We start from the raw sequence: 20,673 nt of genomic DNA, 5'->3' as shown, positions 1-20,673 counted from the left end.
GGACATCTTCGGGATGTGGCCATCCGGATCACGGGCCGTTCGTCCGAATGTTTGCCCGAACGATTTCCCGGATCGGCCTTGCGAAGAAAACCGGCGGGTCCGTATCTTATCGATCCTGCACCTCACCACCGTCCGGACCCACTCGTGCACAGATGCGGAAAGAGGCGGCTCGAGATGACCCTGCTGACCATTCGTCCGGCGGACGACGAAGCCCCGACGGCCGGTCCGGACGCTCCCTCCGGGACCGCGTCACCGGCCGGGGCGGCGGCACCGGGGCAGCTCACCACCACCGTGCCGCGCGAGTACGTCCACCGCGCCAGTCACGCCGAGGTGTTCCTCACCGGCTGCCGGCGGCTCGACGAGACGCACTACTCCTTCAGCGGCCAGTGGCCGCGGGCGCACACCTTCTACACCACCCCGCAGGGCACCCACCACGATCCGCTCCAGGCCGCAGAAACCATTCGCCAGACCGGTCTCTACCTGGCGCACGCCCAGCTCGGCGTGCCCCTCGGCCACCACTTCCTGCTGCACGACCTCACCACGACGAGCCATCCCACCCTGATGGCCATCGGCACCCGGCCCACCGAACTCACCCTGCACGCCACGTGCTCCGACATCACCCGCAAGGGCAAGCGGCTCGCCGCCTTCGCCATGCACGTGGTCCTCACCCACGCCGCGACGGGTCGCGTCTACGCCACCGGCGGCGGGCACTTCACCTGCCTCACCCCGGCCACGTACCACCGGCTGCGGCACGCCGGTGCGACGGCCGGCACCGGCCGCGCGGTCCTCGGCGACGGCGGCGCGCGGCTGCACCCCGAGCCCGTCGTGGCACCGTACGCCGTCGGCAAGACGCACCCCTACGACGTGGTGCTCTCCCCCACCGGAGTGCCGGGCCGGTTCCTGCTGAACCCGAACCTCGGCCACCCCGTGCTCTTCGACCACCCCGGCGACCACTTCCCGGGCATGGTCCTCATCGAGGCCGCCCGGCAGGCCACCCACGCCCACACCGCCGGCGCGGACGCCGTCACCTTCGCCACCGTCTTCGGCCAGTACGCGGAACTCACGGAGCCGCTGCACGTCACGGCGGCGCGGGCCGACGGCGACATGAGCACCGTCGAGGTCACCGGCCGCCAGGACGGCCGGACGGTCTTCACCACCCGGGTCACGGCGCACACCGGTTCCTGAACCGGGCCCCGGCCCGGGCCCGGCCGACCGGGCGGCGGGCGCCCGGCCCGCCGCCGTGCGCGGTCAGAAGCGGCCTCCGGTCAGCCGGGTGACGGGGCCGTAGGTGTGGCGTTCGGCGCGGCGGCCCGCCACGAACGACACCGCGCTCAGTGCGGTCAGGCCCGCGCCCACGCCGGCGGCGACGAGCTTGCGGTGGCTGATGACCAGCCAGGCCGTTTTCGCACCGGCCGCGACCTGGCCCGACGCCGAGACGATCGCCTGCCGGCCGACCTCGACGCCCTTGGCCGCGCTGTGCACCGCGCCACTGGCCGCGTCGGCGGTACGCCCCGCGCCGGCCTTGGCCGCGTCGGCCGTGCGCGCGGCACCGGCCTTCGCGACGTCGGCCGTGCGCGCGGCTCCCGCCTTCGCGGCCGACGCGGTGTCATCCGCCTTGTCCGCGGCCGTCTTGGCGGTCCGGGTGGCGGGGGCCGTGGCCTTGTCCGCGGTGCGCTGGGCCTTGGCCCCGGCCGTCCGCGCGGCCGCGCTCTTCTCACTCGTGTTCTTGTTCGCTTCAGTCATGGGATCCGCTTTGCCCTTCACCGGAAGGACAAACACCCGTGCGGCCGGAGGCTGTTCCGTGGAACCGTCGCGGCCGGTCCCCGAAGGGTCAGTTCTCCCAGGACTCGGGCTTCCAGATGCCCGAGCGGTTCAGCGAGGCCGGGCAGTGCCGGTATATCTCGTCGATCTCCAGGAGCAGCGCGAGCGCCGGTCGCCGGCCCGCCACCGTCATCGCGTCGAAGAAGGGCGCGTCGGTGAGGACGCGGGCCCGTCCGTTGACGCGCAGGACGTCCCTGCTGCCGGGTACGAGGTAGAGGAGTCCGGCGTGCGGGTTGTCGAGGATGTTGTGGAAGCTGTCGCCGCGCCGGTTGCCCGGCCGGTCGGGCAGGGCGAGGGTGCCGGGGTCGATGACGTGCGTGAAGCCGGGTCCGTCGCCGCGCGGGGAGACGTCGCAGTTGCCGTGCAGGTCGGCGGTCGCCAGCAGGCAGAACGGCGAGCGGACGAGCGTCTGCCGGTCCTCTTCGGTGAGCCGGCCGTGCACCTTGTCGATGACCACGGGGTGCGGCTCGCCCAGGAGTTCGCGGAGCCGGTCGCGTGAGGTCAGCTCGGTGTACCCGTCCGCGCCGGTGATCTCCCCTTCCGCGCCCGTGACGTGTTCCTCCGCGTCCGTGACGCGTCCGCCCGCCGCGCCCGCGCCGGGAGCGGTCGCGGGGTGTGCGCCGACGTCCATGGTCTGAGACAAGCCTTCTCCCGTGGGGGGTGGGTGGTGCCGGGCCGGTGCCGGGACGGCCGCGGCGACCGGGGAGGTCGGAGCGGCTTTCGGGCGCCTGACTGGTTACTTGTTGAACTTTAACTGATGTTAGGTTTGCCTTACCTTATGCATGGAAGCAGCGCTTCCGGAACTCTAGGCTGCCCGCTCGCGCGCGGGCCGACAAGGACTCTCGTGCACCTCAGACGGACGGCCTCCGGCCGTGCCCCGCGCTGTCGGCGCGGCGCCTCATGACGCCGGTCGCCGCCGGGGCGGCAACTCCCGCCGGCACCCTGGTCCGTGCCCGCCGCCGTCCGACCGCGCTGGTCGCCGGACTCGTCGCGATCGCCCTGGCCCTGGCCGTGATGTGCGCGGTCAGCCTCCTCGTGGGCTCGGGCGACGTACCGCTGCACGACGTCGTCCAAGGGGTGTTCTCGCCCGACCGCGGCATCCGCGGCCAGCTCGTCGTCCAGGAGGTACGCATCCCGCGGACGCTGGCCGGGCTGCTGGCCGGCGTGGCCCTGGGGCTCGCCGGTACGGTCATGCAGGGCATCGCCCGCAATCCGCTGGCGGATCCCGGGCTGCTCGGGGTGAACTCGGGCGCCGCGGTGACGGTCGTCTTCGCCATCAGCGTGCTGTCCCTGACGGAACCGTCGCAGTACATCTGGTTCGGCTTCCTCGGCGCCTGCGTGGCGGCGACCGTCGTCTACGGCGTCGGCAGCCTCGGCCGCGACGGGGCGACGCCCGTGAAGCTGGCGCTGTCCGGCGCGGCCACGACCGCGATCCTCGGCTCCCTGACCAACGCCATGCTGCTCACCGACAGCCGGACCTTCGACCAGTTCCGCTTCTGGCAGGTCGGCGCGCTGGGCGGCCGGGAGCCCGACGTGCTGTGGCAGGCCCTGCCCTTCATCGCGACGGGTGCCGTGCTGGCGCTGCTGCTCGGCCCGTCGCTCAACGCGCTGGCCCTCGGTGACGACATCGCCCGCGGCCTCGGCCAGCGGACGGTGGCGGTACGGCTGGTCTGTGCCGTCTGCGTCGTGCTGCTGTGCGGTGCGGCGACCGCCGTCGCCGGGCCGATCGGCTTCGTCGGCCTGGCCGTTCCGCACGCGGCGCGGCTGGTCACCGGGCCCGACTACAAGTGGATCCTGCCCTACAGCGCGCTCCTCGCGCCGACCGTGCTGCTCTTCGCCGACGTGGTGGGCCGGGTGGTGGCACGGCCCGGCGAGGTCCAGGCCGGCGTCGTCACCGCGGCACTGGGCGCGATCCCGTTCGTCCTGCTGGTCCGCCGCCGGAAGACGGTGGAACTGTGAAGCGGCCCACGACACCGGAGCCGGGTACGGCCGGCACGGACACCCCCGGGCCCGACGCGACTCCGGACGCCCCCGGGTCCGACGCGACCCCGAACACCCCCCGGCCCGACGCGACCCCGAACACCCCCGGGCCCTACGCAACCCCGAACACCCCCGGGCCCTACGCAACCCCGAACACCCCCGGACGACAGGCGATCGAGACGGCTCCGGACGTCCCCGGATCCGACGCGCCTTCGGACGATCCCGGACGACACATGCCCGACACGGCCCCGGACACACCCTCCGCCCACACACCCGACGCGACCCCGGACGCCCCCGGGCAACAGGCGACCGACACCGCCCCGTTCACCCCCTCCGCCCCCGCGCCCGGCCTGACTCCGGACGCCCCCGGCGGACACGCCACCGTCCTTTCGGGCGCGGCCCGGCTGGCCGCTGTCGGGCGGGTCCGGCTGGTCAGGCGGCGCGGGCGGGCGCGGGTGGCCGTCGTCACCGGCGGTCTGCTGCTCGTCGTGCTCGCGGCGTTCTGCCTGTCCCTCGCCACCGGCGACATCTCCGTACCCCTGGCGGACGTGCTCGCCACCCTGGTCGGCGGCGGGGACCCCGGCACCCGGTTCGTCGTGATCGAGCTCCGGCTGCCGCGGGCCCTGCTCGCGATCCTCGTCGGCGTCTGCTTCGGCCTCTCGGGCGCCGTCTTCCAGGCGCTCCTGCGCAACCCCCTGGCCAGCCCCGACGTGATCGGTGTCAGCTCGGGCGCCAGCGCCTTCGCCGTCCTCGCCGGCCTGTTCCTCGGAGTCGGCGGGCTCTCCCTGTCGGCCGTGGTGCTGGGCGGCGCCGTACTGACGGGCGCCGCCATCTACCTGCTGGCCTGGCGCCAGGGAGTCACCGGCTACCGGCTGGTCCTGGTCGGCATCGGCGTGGGCACCGGACTGTCCAGCATCGTGTCGTACACGATGACGCGCTCCGACGTCACCGAGGCGCAGAACGCCTTCCTGTGGCTCACCGGCAGTCTCAACGGCCGTTCCTGGCCGAACTTCTGGCCGCTGCTGACCAGCGCCGCCGTACTGCTGCCGCTCACCTTCGCGGCGGCCCGCGCGCTGCCCGCGCTGCAACTCGGCGACGAGACGGCCGGCGGCCTCGGCACCCGCGTCGAACGCAGCCGCCTCGCCCTGCTGGCCTGCGCGACCGCCCTCGCCGGTGTCGCCACCGCCTCCGCCGGCCCCGTCGCCTTCGTCGCCTTCGTGTCCGCGCCGATCGCCCGGCGGCTGGTCCCGGGGCGCGGCCCGGCCCTGCTGCCCTCCGCCGTCACCGGCGCCGCCGTGGTGCTGCTCGCCGACTACGCCGCCCAGCGCGTACTGCCGGGCACCCAGCTCCCGGTGGGCGTGGTGACCAGCGTGGTGGGCGCGCCGTATCTGCTCTGGCTGCTCGCCCGGGCCAACCGCGCGGGGCGGGGCGGCTGACATGGCCCGAGGAACGTTCACCCCGCCCGGCGCCGCCGGGGACGGCTCCGTACCCACGAGGAGACCCCTGTGACCTCCCAGCACACGCTCCAGGCCCGGGAGCTCAGGCTCTGCTACGGGGAGCGCGAGATCATCCCGGGGCTCGACGTGGACGTGCCGCCCGGCCGCATCACCGTCGTCGTCGGCCCCAACGCCTGCGGCAAGTCGACCCTGTTGCGGTCCATGGCCCGGCTGCTGACACCGTCGGCGGGCGCGGTCCTGCTCGACGGGCGCAGCATCCAGGAGACGTCCACCCGGGAGGTGGCCGCCGTCCTGGGCGTGCTGCCGCAGTCGCCGGTCGCCCCCGAGGCGATCACCGTGGGCGACCTGGTCGGCCGCGGCCGCTATCCGCACCAGGGCTGGTTCCGCCGCTGGACGGCCGCCGACGACGAGGCCGTCGCCGCGGCGATGCTGTCCACCGGTGTCCTCGAACTCGCCGACCGGCCCATCGACGAGCTCTCCGGCGGCCAGCGCCAGCGGGTGTGGATCGCCATGGCCCTGGCGCAGGAGACCGACATCCTGCTGCTCGACGAGCCGACCACGTTCCTCGACATCACCCACCAGCTCGAGGTCCTCGACCTGCTCACCGACCTCAACCGGGCCCGCGGCGTCACCCTCGCCGTGGTCCTGCACGACCTGAACCTCGCCTGCCGCTACGCCGATCACCTCATCGCGATGAAGGACGGCCGGATCGTCGCCGAGGGCGCGCCCTCCGGCATCGTCACCGAGTCCCTCGTGCACGAGGTGTTCGGGCTGCGCAGCGCCGTCGTCCCGGACCCGGCCTCGGGCACTCCCATGATCGTGCCCATGGGCCGGCACCACGTCACGGCCCCCGCGTCCGGGTGACCCAGACCCCCCACACCATCCGTCCCACCCCCCTGAGAAAAAGAGCACACATCATGTCTCCTCGTACCACCGACCGCGGCTCCCGTGTCCGCCGCCCGCGCGGAACGCGGCTGCTGACCGGCGCCCTCGCCGTGGCGCTGCTCGGCGCGCTGGCCGCCTGCGGCTCCTCCGACGACTCCGGCACGGCGTCCTCGGACACGGGCACGAAGTCCTCCGGGGCGTTCCCCGCGAAGGTCGCCACGAAGTTCGGCACGGTGACCGTGGACTCCCGGCCCAAGCGTGTGGTCGCGCTCGGCTGGGGCGACGCCGAGACCGCGCTCGCCCTCGGCGTGCAGCCGGTCGGCCAGAGCGACTGGCTCGCTTTTGGGGGTGACGGCGTCGGTCCCTGGGCTGAGGGCAAGTACGACAAGAGCCCGCAGAAGATCGGCACGCTGGAGCCCGAGTACGAGAAGATCGCGGCCCTCAAGCCGGACCTCATCCTCGACACCAAGTCCAGTGGTGACGAGACCCGTTACAACACCCTGAGCAAGATCGCGCCGACCATCGGGGTGCCCAAGGGCGGCGACCAGTACAAGATCTCCTGGAAGAAGCAGACCAGCATGGTCGCCCAGGCGCTCGGGCTCGCGGACGACGGTGAGAAGCTGATCTCCGACACGGAGCAGAAGTTCAAGGACGCCGCGGCCGAGCACCCGGAGTTCAAGGGCAAGACGATCACGGTGGGTTCGCGGACGGCGAGCGCCTGGGGCGCCTACGTGCGCGGCACCGGGCGGATCGACTTCGTCGAGCGGCTCGGCTTCGAGAACAACCCGAAGATCGAGGCCAAGGCGGGTGACGCGTTCTCCGTGCCGGTCTCGGAGGAGAACCTCCAGCTGCTCGACGCCGACCTCACGGTGATGGCGCCCATCGGCATCACCGCCAAGAAGATCTCCTCCGACCCGCTGTACAAGGCGGTGCCGTCCGTCAAGAAGGGCCACTCCGTGGTCTTCGACGACTCCAACCTGAGCAGCGCCTTCGCCACGGACTCGATCCTCTCGGTCGACTACGCGCTGAAGAACGTGGTGCCGCTCTTCGCCGACGCGATGAAGTAATCGCCCGAGGAGTGCAGCGCAGGGCCCCGGCAGCACGCCGGGGCCCTGCGCGCTGGGAGCCTCGCGGTCAGCGCGGTACGGCCACCGCGCTGAAGGTCGTCCCGGGTGTCTGCGGTGACGTGAAGCGGGCGTTGACCAGGTAGAGGCGGTCGCGCCAGCGGGCTACGGTCGCGGGGACGTCGAAGCGGGGATCGGTGATCGTACGCCGCAGCGTCGCCGTCGTCACCGCGGCGTCCAGGGCGAAGACGCTCACGACGTTCAGCCGGTTCTGGACGACGTACAGCGTGCGTCCGACGCGCAGCAGTCCGTCGCCGCCTGCCACGTCCGCCGCGCCGCTCAGGGCGAGTCCGGTGGCGTGGCCGGTCCGCAGGTCCACGCGGTAGAGCCGCCCCGGCTGGCTGCTGACCACGATCAGTCCGCGGCCGTCCGGGGTGTCGACGACGCCGTTGGCGTTGTTCACGTCCGGTGTCTGCACCCAGTCGCCGCCGAGCCGCAGCGCTCTGACCTTCCCCCTGCGTCCGCGCGGCACGCCGTACAGCACGCTGTCCCGCGAGTCGGTGTACCAGGCCCGGTCGCCGAGCACGTGCACGTCGTTGATGAAGTGGCCCGTGGCTTCGGTCAGTCGGTACGTGGTCAGCAGGCGGCCGGTGCGGCTGTCCACGACGCGTGCGGTTCCGCCGGGGCCCCCGGCCATGTGCAGCAGCCCGTCGTGGTCCAGCTCCAGTCCGACGGCCACCGCGCCGGTCTCGCCGGGATACAGCACTTCGCCGCGGCCGGTGCGCAGATCGGTGCGGTAGACGGCGCCGTTGGCGCGCGATCCCAGGTAGGCGTACGGCTCCCGGCCGATGGTGATGCCTTCCGGGAGCCAGCCGTCGGGCAGCGGGAACTCGGTGGGCCAGGCGCCGGCCGGGGCGGTGGTGGCCTCGGCGGCGGCAGCGGTGTGCGCCGTGCCGGCGGTGGCCGCCGCGGCCAGGAGGGCCGTGCCCAGGACGGCGCGGCGGGACGGGTCGAACGGGGGTCGGGCCATGGTTCCGTACCTCCGGATGACGGATGACGTGCAGGGGCTCAGGAACTCGGGGAACGGGGAACGGAAAACGGTGGGACGCGGGAGCTCAGGGGACGCGGGGAAGCCGCGCGAGGCGCAACTTCCGTTCCGTGCGCGTCTGTTGTCAACGCACCACCGCTCGCGGGAGTTCCCGCCCGTCCCGTCCGGCCGCCCCGGGAGCGGCGTGCCGTGAAGCTGGTACGGACCTCTTTACAGGTCGATTCCAACGTTATAAAACACGCTTCAGGCAACTCTGGCACCGTCGCGCACACACCCCACCCCCAGCAGAACCGGTCGCCTTGGACGCAGGCGCTTGGGCCAAGGACCCGGGTCCGACCACCAGGAGCCGCCATGCACGTCCCACCCCCCGTTCCGGGCCTCAGACCCTCCGCCCTCTCCCGCGGACTGACCGCGCTCACCGGCGTCCTCGCGCTGCTGTGCGGTGTCCTGCTCGTCACGGCAGGCCCCGTACAGGCCGCCCCGGCGGCGTGGATCCCGAAACCCGCCCCGATGACCACGCCGTGGACCGACCAGGTACCGGTCGACAACCCGCTCCCCGAGTACCCGCGGCCGCAGCTCACCCGCCCCGACTGGGCCAATCTCAACGGCATCTGGGACTTCGCCGTGACCTCGGCGGACGCCGGCCGGCCCGCGTCCTTCACCGAGCAGATCCGGGTGCCCTTCGTCGCCGAGTCCGCCCTGTCGGGCATCCAGCGGAAGATCACGCAGAACGACAAGCTCTGGTACAAGCGCACCTTCACCGTGCCCGCGGGCTGGTCGGGGCGGCGCGTCCAGCTCAACTTCGGCGCCAGTGACTGGCGTACGACGGTGTGGGTCAACGGGGTCCAGGCCGGCGCCGTGCACAGCGGCGGCTACGACTCCTTCGGCTACGACATCACCCCGCTGCTCAACGGCGGCACCAACACGGTCGTCGTCTCCGTCTTCGACCCGACGCAGACCGGCGGCCAGGCCGTCGGCAAGCAGCGCATCAACGACGTCACGCCGCACTCGGGCGGCGGCATCTTCTACACCGCCGCCTCCGGCATCTGGCAGACGGTGTGGCTGGAGCCGACCGCCGCCGCACACATCACACGCCTGGACAGCGTGCCGGACCTCGCGAACAACACCCTCAAGGTGACCGTGCGCGGCGACGGCGTCAGCGGGCAGACCGCCCGGGTGACCGTCTCCTCCGGCGGCACCACCGTCTCCACCGCCACCGGCACGGTCGGCTCCACGGTGACCGTCTCCGTCCCCGACCCCCACCTCTGGACGCCCGACGACCCCTTCCTCTACGACCTGAGAGCCGACCTGCTCGACGGCGGCACCGTCGTGGACAGCGTCGGCGGCTACGCGGGCATGCGCTCCATCTCCGTCGCCAGTGTGAACGGCGTGCTGCGCCCGGTCCTGAACGGCAAGTTCGTCTTCCAGACCGGCACCCTCGACCAGGGGTACTGGCCCGACGGCATCTACACCGCCCCCACCGACGCCGCCCTCAAGTACGACCTCCAGAGACACAAGGACCTGGGCTTCAACATGGTCCGCAAGCACATCAAGGTCGAGCCGCAGCGCTGGTTCTACTGGGCCGACAGACTCGGTCTGCTGGTGTGGCAGGACATGCCCGCCATGGACACCGGCAAGTCCCCCGACAGCGCGGCCCGCACCCAGTGGGAGGCGGAGTACGACCGCATCATCGACCAGCACCGCAGCTCCCCCGCGCTGGTCATGTGGGTCGACCAGAACGAGGGATGGGGCCAGTACGACCAGGCCCGCATCGCCAGTCACGTCAAGGCGTACGACCCCTCGCGGCTCGTCGACAACATGAGCGGGGTCAACTGCTGCGGCGCCGTCGACGGCGGCAACGGCGACGTCGTCGACGACCACATGTATGTCGGCCCCGGCACCACCAGGCCCTCGGCGACCCGGGCCGCCGTGCTCGGCGAGTTCGGCGGTCTCGGCTACAAGGTGGCCGGTCACGAGTGGTATCCGGGCGGCGGCTTCAGTTACGAGGACCAGGCCACCACGGCCCGCCTCAACGACCGGTTCGTGGGACTCATCGACGCCATCCGCCAGGTCCGGCTGCCCGCGGGGCTGTCCGCCTCCGTCTACACGGAGATCACCGATGTCGAGAACGAGGCCAACGGGCTCATGACCTACGACCGGCAGGTCACCAAGGTCGACGCGGCCCGCGTCAAGGCCGCCAACCAGGCGCTGATCGACGCCTCCCGCACCCCGCCCACGCCGGTCACCCTGCCCACCGGGCAGTACCGCTCGCTGCGGGTGACCACCTCCGGCTACACCAACCGCTATCTGCGCCACCAGGACGGCGCGGCCTTCACCGAGGTGGTCGACGCGAACAGCACCGCGCTGCTGAAGAACGACGCCACCTGGAAGATCGTCCCCGGTCTCGCCGACAGCTCGTGCTACTCCTTCGAGTCCCGCAACTATCCGGGGCAGTATCTGCGCCATCGGGAGTTCCGGGTCTACAAGGAGGCCGGTGACGGGGATCTGTACAAGGCGGACGCCACCTGGTGCGCCGCCGCGGGGTCCGGAGGGGTGCGGCTGAGTTCGTACAACTATCCCGGTCAGTACCTGCGGCACATCAACTCCGAGGTGTGGCTCGCCACGCCCGGTGGTGCGCACGACTGGGACAACCCCGCGTCGTTCACCGCGGACACCGTGTGGGCCGTGGAGGGGGCCTGGGCTCCGTGACGGGTTGAGTCGAGTCAGGGGCCGGCCTTGTCATGGGTTGAGCCTTGTCATGGGTTGAGCCGCGGCCGGCGATCTGCTGCCGGCCGTGTCGACCGACCGACCCACGTCCGCGTCCGCGCGTCCGCGTTCGACATGCGCGGTGGGGATGGGACTCCGATGCTGGAGGTGGGGGCCGCACTCCGAGCGAAGGACGACAGCAGTCATGACCGACAAGAAACTGTCCAAGGGCGACAAGGTCTCCTGGCAGAGCCACGGGAAGGAGACGCCCGGCACGGTGAAGAAGAAGATCACCGACCGCACCAAGGCGGCCGGGCGCACCGTGGACGCGTCCAGCGACGAACCGCAGTACGAGGTCGAGAGCGAGAAGTCGGGCGGCAACGCCGTCCACAAGCCCGAGTCCCTGCACAAGCGAGGCAAGAAGTCGTGAGCGGCGGCAAGGACGACGACCGCGAGGGCACCCTCAAGGAGTTCGACGACGCCGTCAACATGTCCCCCGGCGAGCTGGAGAAGTGGCTCGGCACCGACGAGTCGAAGGACTCCGGCCAGAAGAAGGGCGGCGGCGAGAGCGTCGGGCATGCCGCGGGGCGCCGGATCGTCGAACTCCAGCGGACGAAGAAGTCCGACCTGAGCGACGACGACGTGGCCCACATGCGCAAGGTCGTCGGCTACGTCCACCGCCACCTGGCCCAGCGGCCCGACGGCGACATCACCGACAGCACGTGGCGGTACTCGCTCATGAACTGGGGGCACGATCCCAAGAAGAAGTAGCGGGCTCTGTGCGTACGCGTCGGCTACGTAAGCGTCGTGCCTCGGTCCGACGCCGGCCACACGTACGGCAGATCGTCCGGTACGTCCGGGAAGCGGGCGGCGTAGACCTCCGGTGCCTTGCGCACCAGTGCCGACCGGTGGCTGCGGTGGAAGTCCTCGTCGCCCAGCCAGGGCGGCAGTTCCCCGGCGGCGACCAGTTCCTCCTGGGTGCGGACCTCGCCCCCGGGGCGGTGCCGGGTGAAGTCCGTGACCATCGTGACCGCGCAGGTGTCCGCGCGCCCCTCGGCCGACCACACCCCGCACATGTCCAGGCCGTAGCGGACCAGCGCCTCCTCGTACCCGATCCACATGCGCACCGCCGGGTGGTGGCGCCATCCGTACCCCGGCACCGTCAGCCCGCGCAGCACTTGCAGTGCCTCGACCCGCTGTTTGCCCAGCCGGGCGGGGTCGAGTACGGCGGCGGAGCTGAGGAAGCCGGGATAGGGGAGGAATGTCTGCACGACCCATCCCTACCGTGGCCGGGCAGCGGGCAGTCGGGCCATCCGGGTCCGGGCGCGTCGGGTCCGGCGTGTCCTGCGGTGGTGCGGTCGGCGGGGCTGTGCCGCGCCTAGGATCCGGAGGGTGACTGACATCCCGGAGCGTCTCATCGAGCTGGAACTGGCGGCCGAGGTCGAGCGTGCGCGGCTGGCCGGACTGTGCGGCGAGGAGTACGAGGACCAGCGGGGCCGGTACTGCGCAGGGTGCGAGGTCCTGCGGGTCGCGATCGCCGAGTACGCCGCCGCGACCGGGCAGGATGTGAGGGTGGTGGAGCGGGCTGTGCGACAGGCCGCTCGGCAGGCCCAGGAGGATCCTGCCGTCGAGTGACGGCTCAGCTCGGGCATAAGGTTTGCTTATGAGGTCATAGGCCGGACCCTCGTACTCAGTTAGGCTCACCTTAGTTTAGGGTTGCCGTCGAGTCTGTCACCGCTCGAAGGGAACCTGAACATGCCCCGCCCCCTGCGGGTAGCCATTGTCGGAGCCGGACCCGCTGGGATCTACGCCGCCGACGCGCTGCTGAAGTCCGAAGTGGCCGCCGAGCCCGGCGTGTCCATCGACCTCTTCGAGCGGATGCCCGCGCCCTTCGGCCTGATCCGGTACGGCGTGGCCCCCGACCACCCGCGGATCAAGGGCATCATCACCGCCCTGCACCAGGTGCTCGACAAGCCGCAGGTCCGGCTCTTCGGCAACGTCGACTACCCGACCGACATCAGCCTGGACGATCTGCGGTCCCTCTACGACGCGGTCGTCTTCTCCACGGGCGCGACGGCCGACCGGGCGCTCGACATACCGGGGGTCCAGCTCGACGGGTCCTACGGTGCCGCCGACTTCGTGTCCTGGTACGACGGTCACCCCGATGTGCCGCGCACCTGGCCGCTGGAGGCCGAGAAGGTCGCCGTTCTCGGTGTCGGCAATGTCGCGCTCGACATCGCGCGTGTGCTCGCCAAGACGGCCGACGAGCTGCTGCCGACCGAGATCCCGCCGAACGTCTACGAGGGGCTCAAGGCCAACAAGGCGCTGGAGGTCCATGTCTTCGGGCGCCGTGGGCCCGCGCAGGCCAAGTTCAGTCCGATGGAGCTGCGGGAGCTCGACCACTCCCCCAACATCGAGGTCATCGTCGACCCCGAGGACATCGACTACGACGAGGGCTCGATCACCGTCCGGCGTGCCAACAAGCAGGCCGACATGGTCGCCAAGACCCTGGAGAACTGGGCCATCCGCGACGTCGGCGACCGGCCGCACAAACTCTTCCTGCACTTCTTCGAGTCGCCCGCGGAGATCCTCGGCGAGGACGGCCGCGTCGTCGGTCTGCGCACCGAGCGCACCGCCCTCGACGGGACCGGCAACGTCAAGGGCACCGGCACCTTCAAGGACTGGGACGTCACGGCGGTCTACCGCGCCGTCGGCTACCTCTCCGACAAGCTGCCCAAGCTGCCCTGGGACGTCGAGACGGGCACCGTGCCCGACGAGGGCGGCCGGGTGATCGAGGAGACCGGGGCGCACCTTCGGTCGACCTATGTCACGGGCTGGATCCGGCGCGGTCCCGTCGGTCTCATCGGGCACACCAAGGGCGACGCCAACGAGACCGTCGCCAACCTGCTCGACGACTTCGCCAACGGGCGGCTGCACGAGCCCGACGCCCCCGCCCCGGAGGCCGTTGAGGCGTTCCTCGCCTCGCGGAACGTCCGTTTCACCACGTGGGACGGCTGGTACCAGCTCGACGCCGCGGAGAAGGCGCTGGGCGAGCCCCAGGGCCGCGAGCGCGTCAAGCTCGTCGAGCGTGAGGACATGCTCAACGCCAGTGGCGCCTGACCGTGGGTGGATGACGGAGGCCACATCGCTTCGCGCGGTGTGGCCTCCGTTGTCGTACGGGGGCTCAGGTGGGTGCCTGGGCGCGGCTTCAGGCGGTGGATGAGGTCCGCGGTCGTGATTCCGTACGTTTCCAGGACGCGGACGCCTGTGGCCTCTACCGAGAAGACGGCGTGGTCCGTGTGGACGCGGGAGACACAGGCCTGGGCCGTCAGCGGCTAGGTGCAGGCCGGGACCAGCTTCGGGGTGCCGTCCCGGGTGAACAGTTTCGTCATCACGAGGACCTGCTTGGCCCCGATGGCCAGGTCCATCGCGCGGCCGCCCAGCGCCGGGTCGGCCGGCGCGATGGCGCGGCGTTCGCCGCCGCGGCCCACGGGCACGATGTCGCCGGCCTGCGCGGCCAGTTGACGCAGCCGCCGCCAGCGCCACAGGTGCGGTACGGCGCGGGAGCGCGGCTCGGCCAGGTCACCCCGGCGCTCGAAGAGCCGTACCGGGGTTTCGAGCAGGAACTGCTCGTCCCGCTGTGGACCGAGATCGGCGACCTCACGCCGCAAGCCGCTCAAGAATCCGCCGCCGTACGCGATCGCCAGCGTCGATCACGCGCTGCGGGCCGCGACGATGCTCCAGTCGGAGAGCGGGCTGACCGTCTCGCAGATCGCCGGGCGGCTCGGGGTGGCCCGGTCGACCGCGCACCGGCTGCTGGCCATGCTCGTCCACCGGGACTTCGCGGTGCAGGACGACCACCGCGTCTACCACGCGGGCCCGGTCCTGGAGCTCGCCGCGCACGCGCGCTCCCAGGTGTCCCTGCTGCGCGCCGCCGCCCTGCCGCATCTGCGCCGCCTGGTCGACCTGCTGGAGGAGACCGCGAACCTCACCATCCGCACGGGCGACACGGCCCGCTTCATCGCCAGTGTGGAGTGCGGGCAGGCGCTGCGCGTCGGGTCCCGGGAGGGCATGGTCTTCCCGGCGCACCGCACCACGGCGGGGCTGCTGCTCCTGGCCGGGCTCTTTGGGGACGAGCCGGCCGACGTGTACGCGCCCGAGCGGTACCGCGACCGCCCCGGGGAGCGGCCCGACCTGCCCGCCCTCCGCGCCGAACTGGAGCGTGCCGCCCGCGGCGGCTTCGTCGTCAACCGCGAGCGCTCGGAACGGGGGCTGGTGGCGGTGGGAGTGCCGGTGCGCGGCGCGGACGGCACGGCCGTGGCGGGTCTGTCGGTGTCGATGCCCAGTGTCCGCTACGAACCGCGCCGGCTCCGTTCCCCTGGTGGCCGCCCTCGACGCGGCGGCGCGGGCGCTGGAGGCGGATCTGACGGCGGCCTGAACGGGGCGCGGTCGCGGCACCGGAGACCGCGGCGCACCGGGACGCGGCCCCGCGGCTGTCCGGATTCGCCCCCGGACACCGCGCTGACCAGCCCGGACATCCGGCGACTGTCCCGGACACCCGTCACCTCTTGCCCCGCGCCCCGTCCTCCCCACAAGCTCATGGGGACACAACGTCACACCGCTGGCCCATCGGGGGAACGGGGGACCGTGTGGGGCGAGGGAGAGGTACGGCCGGTGGCGGGCGGGCGCATCAGGGGCGCCGTTCACACCGCTTCGGCCACCGTGCCGGATGGCCGAAACCGCTCTCTGCCGCACACGGAAGGCCTGCGGTGACTGACGTGTGATCACCCGGACCGGTCCGGTGAGCTGTCGGGGGACCTCACCGGACCGGGTCCGCACCAGGGCCTTCGAGACCGTTCGGGACCGTTCAGGACGAGGCTTCGATCAGGTACCGCTGCGCGGCCCGGCCGTCGCACGACTGGACGACCGCCTCGGTGCCCGCCGCAGGCTCGGAGGCGGCCGGGCCGGCGACGCCCATGCACCCGTCGTCGTCCACGCGCAGGACGTACGTCCGGGCGGACGTCTCGTCCTCGCCGGGCGTGCCGCTCTCCTTCGCGCCGGAAGCGGCGGTCCCGGTGGACCCGGCTGTTCCGGTGGCCGCGGTGGTTTCCACCACGCGGAAGCGGCTGGAGCCGCCGCAGTCGTTGCGGGGTTCGAGCAGGCCGTCGGCGTCGCCGCCGCGCAGCACGATCAGGCACCCCTTGCCGTGCTCGGGGTGGTCCCACTGCACGCGGTACAACCCGTCGCCGAGCGGCAGCAGCTTGGTGGTCGGCGGCTCCGCCTCGTCGCACGGGCGGTGCACGGCCACCTCGGTGTCGTACCGGCCGTCCGCCACGAAACCGTCCGTCAGACACAGGCCGGGGGCCAGCACGGGGCGCACCCGTACGGTGCCCCGCGGCGGCGGAGTCCCCGGGCTGTCGGCCTGGCCCGCGACTTCCTGCCCGCCCGTGGTGTCGGGCGGCGTCGGGTCCCCGCCATCGGGGGTCAGCAGCGCGGCACCGATGCCCGCGAGGACGACGGCCGCGGCCACCACGGCGAGCACGGTGCGGGCGCGCGGCCCGCCGGGCAGACGGCTCCTCGCGGCCGGGGTTCCGGCCTGCGCGTCACCGCCGGAGGCGTCGGCGGCGTCCGCGTCCGGCCGGGCCGCGGCGGAGGCTGCGGACGGGCCGGAAGCGGCGGACGAGCCGGCATCGAGGGAGCGATCGGCGTCGGCGGGCAGGCCGGCATCGAGTAAGCGCCCGGCACCCCCGGACGGGCCGGAATCGAGGGTCCGGCCGGCACTGGGGGGCCCACCGGGGGCGGTGGGGCCATCGGTAGCGGCGGCCTCGGCGGAGGCGGCGAGCCCGTCGGAAGCGGCGGACCCAGCAGAGGCGGCAAGCCCGCCGGAAGCGGCGGGCCCGGTCGGGGCGAGGGCGGCGCGGTCGCGGGCCGCCAGCCACTGGGGCAGCCGCTCCTCCCCCTCGCAGGCGCGCACGAACGCCGCCAGCAGCTCCGGCCTGGGCAGCGCGCTGCGCGCGAACACGTCCGCCAGGGTGCTCCTGGCCAGCACGTCGCCCCGTTCCGCCGCGCGCTCCTCCAACTGCCGGTAGCTCAGCCCCGAGGACTCCTTCAGCCGCTTCATCAGCGCCACAAGGCCGGCCGCGCCGCGTACCTGCTCGAGCCCGGACACCGGCTCCTCTCGCCCCTCCATACCGGCCAATCTCGCCGCCGGACCTGCCGCGGGACAATCGTGGATCACGCCATTCTTGGCTCATCGGCATCACCGGCCACAGCCGGGGGCCGACAGCCCTCACCGCCCGTCCGCCTCCAGGCACGCACGCGTCTCCCGTGCGATCCGGGCCGTCTCGCCGGTGGGCACGACGAGGACAGGGACCGGCGCGTCCGGCGCGCTCACGACGGCGTCGCGCCCCGGATTCCCGGGCGTCAGCCCGCCGCTGACGCCGAGCACCCCGAGCCCGGCGCAGACGGCCTCCCGTACCTCAGGCTGGTCCTCGCCGATCTCACCGGTGAAGACCAGCGCGTCGACGCGGTCGAGCGAGGCGGCGACGCCCGCGATGCCGCGGCGGGCGTGGTGGACGAACACGTCGAGGGCGAGCGCCGCCGCCTCGTCGCCGTCGGCGCGGGCCCGGACCAGGTCACGGGTGTCGCCGGAGGTCCCGGACAGTCCGAGCAGGCCGGACTTGTGGTTCAGGGCGTCGCTCAGGCGCTCGGCGCTCATGCCCTGCGCGGTCTGGAGCCACAGCAGCAGCCCGGGGTCCACGCTGCCGCTGCGTCTGCTCATCACCAGGCCCTCCAGGGGTGTGAACCCCATGGTGGTGTCGACGCTGCGGCCGTCCCGTACGGCGCAGGCCGAGCAGCCGCCGCCCAGGTGGGTCAGCACCACGTGCAGCGACTCGGCCGGCCGGTCCAGCAGGGCGGCGGCCCGGTCCAGCGCCCAGGCGTAGGACAGGCCGTGGAAGCCGTACCGGCGCAGCCCGTGGCGGCGGGTCCACTCGCGGGGCAGTCCGTAGGTGGTGGCGGCCTCGGGCAGGTCCCGGTGGAAGTCGGTGTCCAGGCACACGACGTGCGGGATGCCGGGGAGCCGGTCGCGCACGGCGTCCAGGGCGGTGAGCGCCGGGGGGACGTGCAGCGGCGCGAGGTCCGCGGCCCGGTCGAGTTCGCCGCGTACGCCGTCGTCGAGCCGGACGGGGCCGCGCAGCCGCGGTCCGCCGTGGACGATGCGGTGCCCGGCGGCGGCGATGCCGGGGGCGTCCCGCAGGAAGGCGGCGACGTCGTCCGCGGTGCCGGGCCCGGGCGCCGAGTCGAAGTCCCGCTCGGCGACCGTACGGTCCGTCGCGTCGAGCACCGCGAGGTGCAGGCTGGACGAACCGGCGTCGACGACCAGTACGGGTCCCCCGCTCACGGCTGCCACGTCCACTCGCGGATCGCCGCGGGGTCGATGCCGGTGCGCCGCAGCTCCTTGCGGTACCGGTCGCGTTCGCGGGCGTAGCCGACGGCCAGGTCACCGGTGGTGGCGTTGCGTCCGCGCAGGTACTCCAGGGCCGTGATCGCCAGGTCGTGCCGCGAGACCCCGTTGCTGGCGAGCAGGTCGTACGGGGTGGTGGTCGTGCCCTCCTCGACGTAACCGCGGACGTGGAAGCGCTCCGTGTACGGGCGGCCGTGCAGCAGTTGGTGGACGGCCGACGGGTAGCCGTGGAAGTCGAAGACGACGTGCGTGTCCGTGCCGAACAGGGCGCGGAAGTCGGCGTCCGGCATGCCGTGCGGATGGCGGTCCGGCGGGGCGATGGCGCACAGGTCGACCACGTTGACGACGCGGACCCGGGCGTCGGGCAGGTCGCGGCGCAGCATCTGCGCGGCGGCGAGCGTCTCGACGGTGGGGATGCCGCCCGCGCAGGCGAGGACGATCTCGGGGTCCTCGCCGTCGTGGGTGGAGGCCCACCGCCAGATCGAGGCGCCCTGTTCGCAGTGGCGGCGGGCGTCGTCCAGGCCGAGCCACTGGGCGGCCTCGTGCTTGCCCGAGACGACCAGGTTGACACGTCCGGTGTCGGTGAACAGCCGTTCCATGGTGACCAGCAGTGTGTTGGCGTCCGGCGGCAGGTAGACGCCCGTGACGGTGGGCTTCTTGGTGAGCAGGTTGTTGATGAAGCCGGGGCCCTGGTGGCTGTAGCCGTTGTGCTCCTGCCGCCAGCCCTCGCTGGTCAGCAGGTACGTCAGGCTGCTGACCGGGGTGCGCCACGGCACCTCGTGGGACATCTTCAGCCACTTCGCGTACTGGTTGAGCATGCTGTCGACGACGGTGGCGAACGCCTCGTACGTCGGGAACAGGCCGTGGCGGCCGGTCAGCAGGAAACCCTGGAGCCAGCCCTGGCAGTTGTGCTCGGAGAGCACCTCCATGACCCGGCCGTCGCGGGAGAGGTGTTCGGCGTACTCGTCCACCGGCCACACGTAGGAGCGGCCGCTGACCTCCAGGACGGCGTCGAGCTTGTTGGAGGCGAGCTCGTCCGGGGAGACGATGCGGAAGTCGCGGGTGGTCTTCGTACGGCGCATGAGTTCGGTGAGCCAGGCGCCGAGGGCCTTGTTCGGGCTCGCGGTCGCGGAGCCGGGCCCTTGCGTCACGTCGACGGCGTACGGCTCGGGCGGCGGCAGGTCCAGGGGGCGGCGCAGCCGGCCGCCGTCCGCGGCCCGCTGCATGCCGATGCGTCGGTCGCCGCGGGGGCAGCGGTCAGTCACCTCGGGACGTGGCCGCCCGTGCTCGTCGAAAAGTTCCTCGGGGCGGTACGACCGGAGCCACGTCTCCAGCGCCTTGAGCTGTTCGGGGTCGTCGTGGACGCCGTCCAGCGGGATCTGGTGGGAGTGGAAGGTGCCCTCGATGCGCCTGCCCTCCACCTCGGCGGGCGCGCCCTGCCCCTTGAGGCTGCGCAGCACGATCATCGGCCAGGCGGGGCGCTCGACAGTGCCTTGTGTCCGGGTGCGGTGCTGGATGCGGGTGATGGCGGCGTACGCGTCGCGGACCGCGTCGGTGAGCTGTTCGCCGTCCGGTTCGGCCCGTACGTCGACGATGCGCGGGTCCCAGCCGTAGCCGCGGAACAACGCGGTGAGTTCGTCGTCGGACATGGTGGCGAACAGCGTCGGCGAGGAGATCTTGTAGCCGTTCAGGTGCAGGACCGGCAGCACCGCGCCGCTGGTCGCGGGGTCGAGCAGCTTGGTGGAGTGCCAGGCGCCGGCGGTCGGCCCGGTCTCGGCCTCGCCGTCGCCGACGATGCAGGCGACCAGCCGGTCCGGGGCGTCCAGGGCGGCGCCGAAGGCGGTCGCCAGCGCGTAGCCGAGTTCGCCGCCCTCGTGGAGGGTGCCCGGCAGGGCCGGTGACAGATGGCTGGGGAAGCCGTCGGGGGCGCAGTAGCGGCGGGCCAGCTCGGTCAGGCCCTGCTCCGTGCGGTCCAGGTCCGGGTCGTACTCCTCGTGGGTGCCCTCCAGCCACAGGTTGGCGTGGTTGGCGGGCGCGCCGTGCCCCGGGCCGGTCACCAGCAGGACGTCCGCGTCGCTCTCCTCGATGAGCACGTTGAGCGCCGCGTACGTCCTGGTGATGCCGGGGCAGGTGCCCCAGTGGCCGAGCAGCCGCGGTTTGAGGTGCTCCGGGCGCAGTGGCTCGCGCAGCAGGAGGTTGTCCCGCAGAAAGATCATCGCGGCGGCGACGTAGTCCGCCGCCCGGCGG

Annotated in this window: 18 protein-coding genes and 2 pseudogenes; 11 read left to right on the top strand and 9 right to left on the bottom strand. The window is 72.6% G+C overall.

Features of this window, described 5'->3' with window-relative positions:
• Nucleotides 1-174: 174 nt before the first annotated feature.
• Entirely contained in the window at nt 175-1,185 is a 1,011-nt protein-coding gene (locus tag ACFV6E_RS26340; RefSeq protein ID WP_385173756.1) for a ScbA/BarX family gamma-butyrolactone biosynthesis protein, read from the top strand.
• Between the two features lie 63 nt (nt 1,186-1,248).
• Here the strand turns inward: ACFV6E_RS26340 and ACFV6E_RS26335 are convergent, their stop codons facing one another.
• Together ACFV6E_RS26335 and ACFV6E_RS26330 are read right to left on the bottom strand one after the other, a co-directional pair.
• Nucleotides 1,249-1,743 (bottom strand): hypothetical protein, encoded by a 495-nt coding sequence (locus ACFV6E_RS26335; RefSeq protein WP_385173753.1) that lies wholly within the window; start codon nt 1,741-1,743, stop codon nt 1,249-1,251.
• An 88-nt stretch (nt 1,744-1,831) separates the two neighbouring features.
• The gene (locus ACFV6E_RS26330; RefSeq protein WP_385465017.1) at nt 1,832-2,464 is read right to left on the bottom strand and encodes an MSMEG_1061 family FMN-dependent PPOX-type flavoprotein; all 633 of its coding nucleotides are present in this window, start codon (nt 2,462-2,464) and stop codon (nt 1,832-1,834) included.
• 257 nt (nt 2,465-2,721) lie between these two features.
• Between ACFV6E_RS26330 and ACFV6E_RS26325 the strand changes: the two genes are divergently transcribed.
• From ACFV6E_RS26325 to ACFV6E_RS26310, 4 genes are all read left to right on the top strand, one after another.
• Nucleotides 2,722-3,780: a FecCD family ABC transporter permease gene (locus ACFV6E_RS26325; RefSeq protein ID WP_385465014.1), complete on the top strand. Its 1,059-nt coding sequence runs from the start codon at nt 2,722-2,724 to the stop codon at nt 3,778-3,780.
• A 254-nt stretch (nt 3,781-4,034) separates the two neighbouring features.
• Complete coding sequence (locus ACFV6E_RS26320; protein ID WP_385465012.1) at nt 4,035-5,237, top strand: FecCD family ABC transporter permease; 1,203 nt, start codon at nt 4,035-4,037, stop codon at nt 5,235-5,237.
• A gap of 69 nt (nt 5,238-5,306) precedes the next feature.
• Complete coding sequence (locus tag ACFV6E_RS26315; protein WP_385173741.1) at nt 5,307-6,122, top strand: ABC transporter ATP-binding protein; 816 nt, start codon at nt 5,307-5,309, stop codon at nt 6,120-6,122.
• Between the two features lie 53 nt (nt 6,123-6,175).
• Nucleotides 6,176-7,210, top strand: coding sequence for an iron-siderophore ABC transporter substrate-binding protein (locus ACFV6E_RS26310; protein ID WP_385465009.1), 1,035 nt, complete (start codon nt 6,176-6,178; stop codon nt 7,208-7,210).
• A 67-nt stretch (nt 7,211-7,277) separates the two neighbouring features.
• Here the strand turns inward: ACFV6E_RS26310 and ACFV6E_RS26305 are convergent, their stop codons facing one another.
• Nucleotides 7,278-8,237 carry an SMP-30/gluconolactonase/LRE family protein gene (locus ACFV6E_RS26305; protein ID WP_385465006.1) on the bottom strand — a complete coding sequence of 320 codons (960 nt, stop codon included), beginning with the start codon at nt 8,235-8,237 and terminating at the stop codon, nt 7,278-7,280.
• A 369-nt stretch (nt 8,238-8,606) separates the two neighbouring features.
• On the opposite strand from ACFV6E_RS26305, the gene ACFV6E_RS26300 reads away from it, so the two are divergent.
• The 3 genes from ACFV6E_RS26300 (at nt 8,607) to ACFV6E_RS26290 (ending at nt 11,732) form a co-directional block, all read left to right on the top strand.
• A complete protein-coding gene (locus ACFV6E_RS26300; protein WP_385465004.1) occupies nt 8,607-10,964 on the top strand; it encodes an AbfB domain-containing protein in 2,358 nt (785 codons plus the stop codon).
• 202 nt (nt 10,965-11,166) lie between these two features.
• Nucleotides 11,167-11,391, top strand: a complete 225-nt coding sequence (locus ACFV6E_RS26295) for a DUF2945 domain-containing protein (protein ID WP_385175856.1) — start codon at nt 11,167-11,169, stop codon at nt 11,389-11,391.
• Entirely contained in the window at nt 11,388-11,732 is a 345-nt protein-coding gene (locus tag ACFV6E_RS26290; protein WP_385175853.1) for a DUF3140 domain-containing protein, read from the top strand. The genes ACFV6E_RS26295 and ACFV6E_RS26290 overlap by 4 nt, the downstream gene beginning before the upstream one ends.
• 23 nt (nt 11,733-11,755) lie before the next feature.
• Here ACFV6E_RS26290 and ACFV6E_RS26285 read toward each other — a convergent pair whose 3' ends face one another.
• Nucleotides 11,756-12,232 carry an MSMEG_6728 family protein gene (locus tag ACFV6E_RS26285; protein ID WP_385175851.1) on the bottom strand — a complete coding sequence of 159 codons (477 nt, stop codon included), beginning with the start codon at nt 12,230-12,232 and terminating at the stop codon, nt 11,756-11,758.
• Between the two features lie 121 nt (nt 12,233-12,353).
• On the opposite strand from ACFV6E_RS26285, the gene ACFV6E_RS26280 reads away from it, so the two are divergent.
• Both ACFV6E_RS26280 and ACFV6E_RS26275 read left to right on the top strand, forming a co-directional pair.
• The gene (locus tag ACFV6E_RS26280; RefSeq protein ID WP_385175848.1) at nt 12,354-12,596 is read left to right on the top strand and encodes a hypothetical protein; all 243 of its coding nucleotides are present in this window, start codon (nt 12,354-12,356) and stop codon (nt 12,594-12,596) included.
• Between the two features lie 120 nt (nt 12,597-12,716).
• A complete protein-coding gene (locus ACFV6E_RS26275; protein WP_385175845.1) occupies nt 12,717-14,081 on the top strand; it encodes an FAD-dependent oxidoreductase in 1,365 nt (454 codons plus the stop codon).
• A gap of 89 nt (nt 14,082-14,170) precedes the next feature.
• Here the strand turns inward: ACFV6E_RS26275 and ACFV6E_RS26270 are convergent.
• Nucleotides 14,171-14,416, bottom strand: a pseudogene (locus ACFV6E_RS26270) (CoA-transferase); the annotation flags it as partial.
• Nucleotides 14,393-14,554 (bottom strand): annotated as a pseudogene (locus ACFV6E_RS26265) (cupin); the annotation flags it as partial. The pseudogenes ACFV6E_RS26265 and ACFV6E_RS26270, both read right to left, overlap by 24 nt.
• A 142-nt stretch (nt 14,555-14,696) precedes the next feature.
• Between ACFV6E_RS26265 and ACFV6E_RS26260 the strand changes: the two are divergent.
• A complete protein-coding gene (locus ACFV6E_RS26260) occupies nt 14,697-15,734 on the top strand; it encodes an IclR family transcriptional regulator (RefSeq protein WP_385465001.1) in 1,038 nt (345 codons plus the stop codon).
• A gap of 94 nt (nt 15,735-15,828) precedes the next feature.
• Here the strand turns inward: ACFV6E_RS26260 and ACFV6E_RS26255 are convergent, their stop codons facing one another.
• The 3 genes from ACFV6E_RS26255 to ACFV6E_RS26245 form a co-directional block, all read right to left on the bottom strand.
• The gene (locus ACFV6E_RS26255; RefSeq protein ID WP_385464998.1) at nt 15,829-17,151 is read right to left on the bottom strand and encodes a hypothetical protein; all 1,323 of its coding nucleotides are present in this window, start codon (nt 17,149-17,151) and stop codon (nt 15,829-15,831) included.
• 99 nt (nt 17,152-17,250) lie between these two features.
• The gene (locus ACFV6E_RS26250; protein ID WP_385175836.1) at nt 17,251-18,363 is read right to left on the bottom strand and encodes an acetate/propionate family kinase; all 1,113 of its coding nucleotides are present in this window, start codon (nt 18,361-18,363) and stop codon (nt 17,251-17,253) included.
• Nucleotides 18,360-20,673 (bottom strand): phosphoketolase family protein (locus ACFV6E_RS26245; RefSeq protein ID WP_385464995.1); only part of this gene is annotated, 2,314 nt, incomplete at its 5' end. The genes ACFV6E_RS26245 and ACFV6E_RS26250, both read right to left, overlap by 4 nt.

This window comes from Streptomyces sp. NPDC059785 (assembly GCF_042732375.1).
Taxonomy (GTDB): domain Bacteria; phylum Actinomycetota; class Actinomycetes; order Streptomycetales; family Streptomycetaceae; genus Streptomyces.
Note: the sequence above shows the minus strand (reverse complement) of the source record. Positions and strands in the feature narration are given on the sequence as shown.

What these genes read in the sequence shown, in the direction of transcription:
- ACFV6E_RS26340 (WP_385173756.1), top strand. Translation starts at nt 175, where the DNA reads ATGACCCTGCTGACCATTCGTCCGGCGGACGACGAAGCCCCGACGGCC.
- ACFV6E_RS26335 (WP_385173753.1), bottom strand. Translation starts at nt 1,743, where the DNA reads ATGACTGAAGCGAACAAGAACACGAGTGAGAAGAGCGCGGCCGCGCGG.
- ACFV6E_RS26325 (WP_385465014.1), top strand. Translation starts at nt 2,722, where the DNA reads ATGACGCCGGTCGCCGCCGGGGCGGCAACTCCCGCCGGCACCCTGGTC.
- ACFV6E_RS26320 (WP_385465012.1), top strand. Translation starts at nt 4,035, where the DNA reads ATGCCCGACACGGCCCCGGACACACCCTCCGCCCACACACCCGACGCG.
- ACFV6E_RS26310 (WP_385465009.1), top strand. Translation starts at nt 6,176, where the DNA reads ATGTCTCCTCGTACCACCGACCGCGGCTCCCGTGTCCGCCGCCCGCGC.
- ACFV6E_RS26305 (WP_385465006.1), bottom strand. Translation starts at nt 8,237, where the DNA reads ATGGCCCGACCCCCGTTCGACCCGTCCCGCCGCGCCGTCCTGGGCACG.
- ACFV6E_RS26300 (WP_385465004.1), top strand. Translation starts at nt 8,607, where the DNA reads ATGCACGTCCCACCCCCCGTTCCGGGCCTCAGACCCTCCGCCCTCTCC.
- ACFV6E_RS26295 (WP_385175856.1), top strand. Translation starts at nt 11,167, where the DNA reads ATGACCGACAAGAAACTGTCCAAGGGCGACAAGGTCTCCTGGCAGAGC.
- ACFV6E_RS26275 (WP_385175845.1), top strand. Translation starts at nt 12,717, where the DNA reads ATGCCCCGCCCCCTGCGGGTAGCCATTGTCGGAGCCGGACCCGCTGGG.
- ACFV6E_RS26260 (WP_385465001.1), top strand. Translation starts at nt 14,697, where the DNA reads ATGCTCCAGTCGGAGAGCGGGCTGACCGTCTCGCAGATCGCCGGGCGG.
- ACFV6E_RS26255 (WP_385464998.1), bottom strand. Translation starts at nt 17,151, where the DNA reads ATGGAGGGGCGAGAGGAGCCGGTGTCCGGGCTCGAGCAGGTACGCGGC.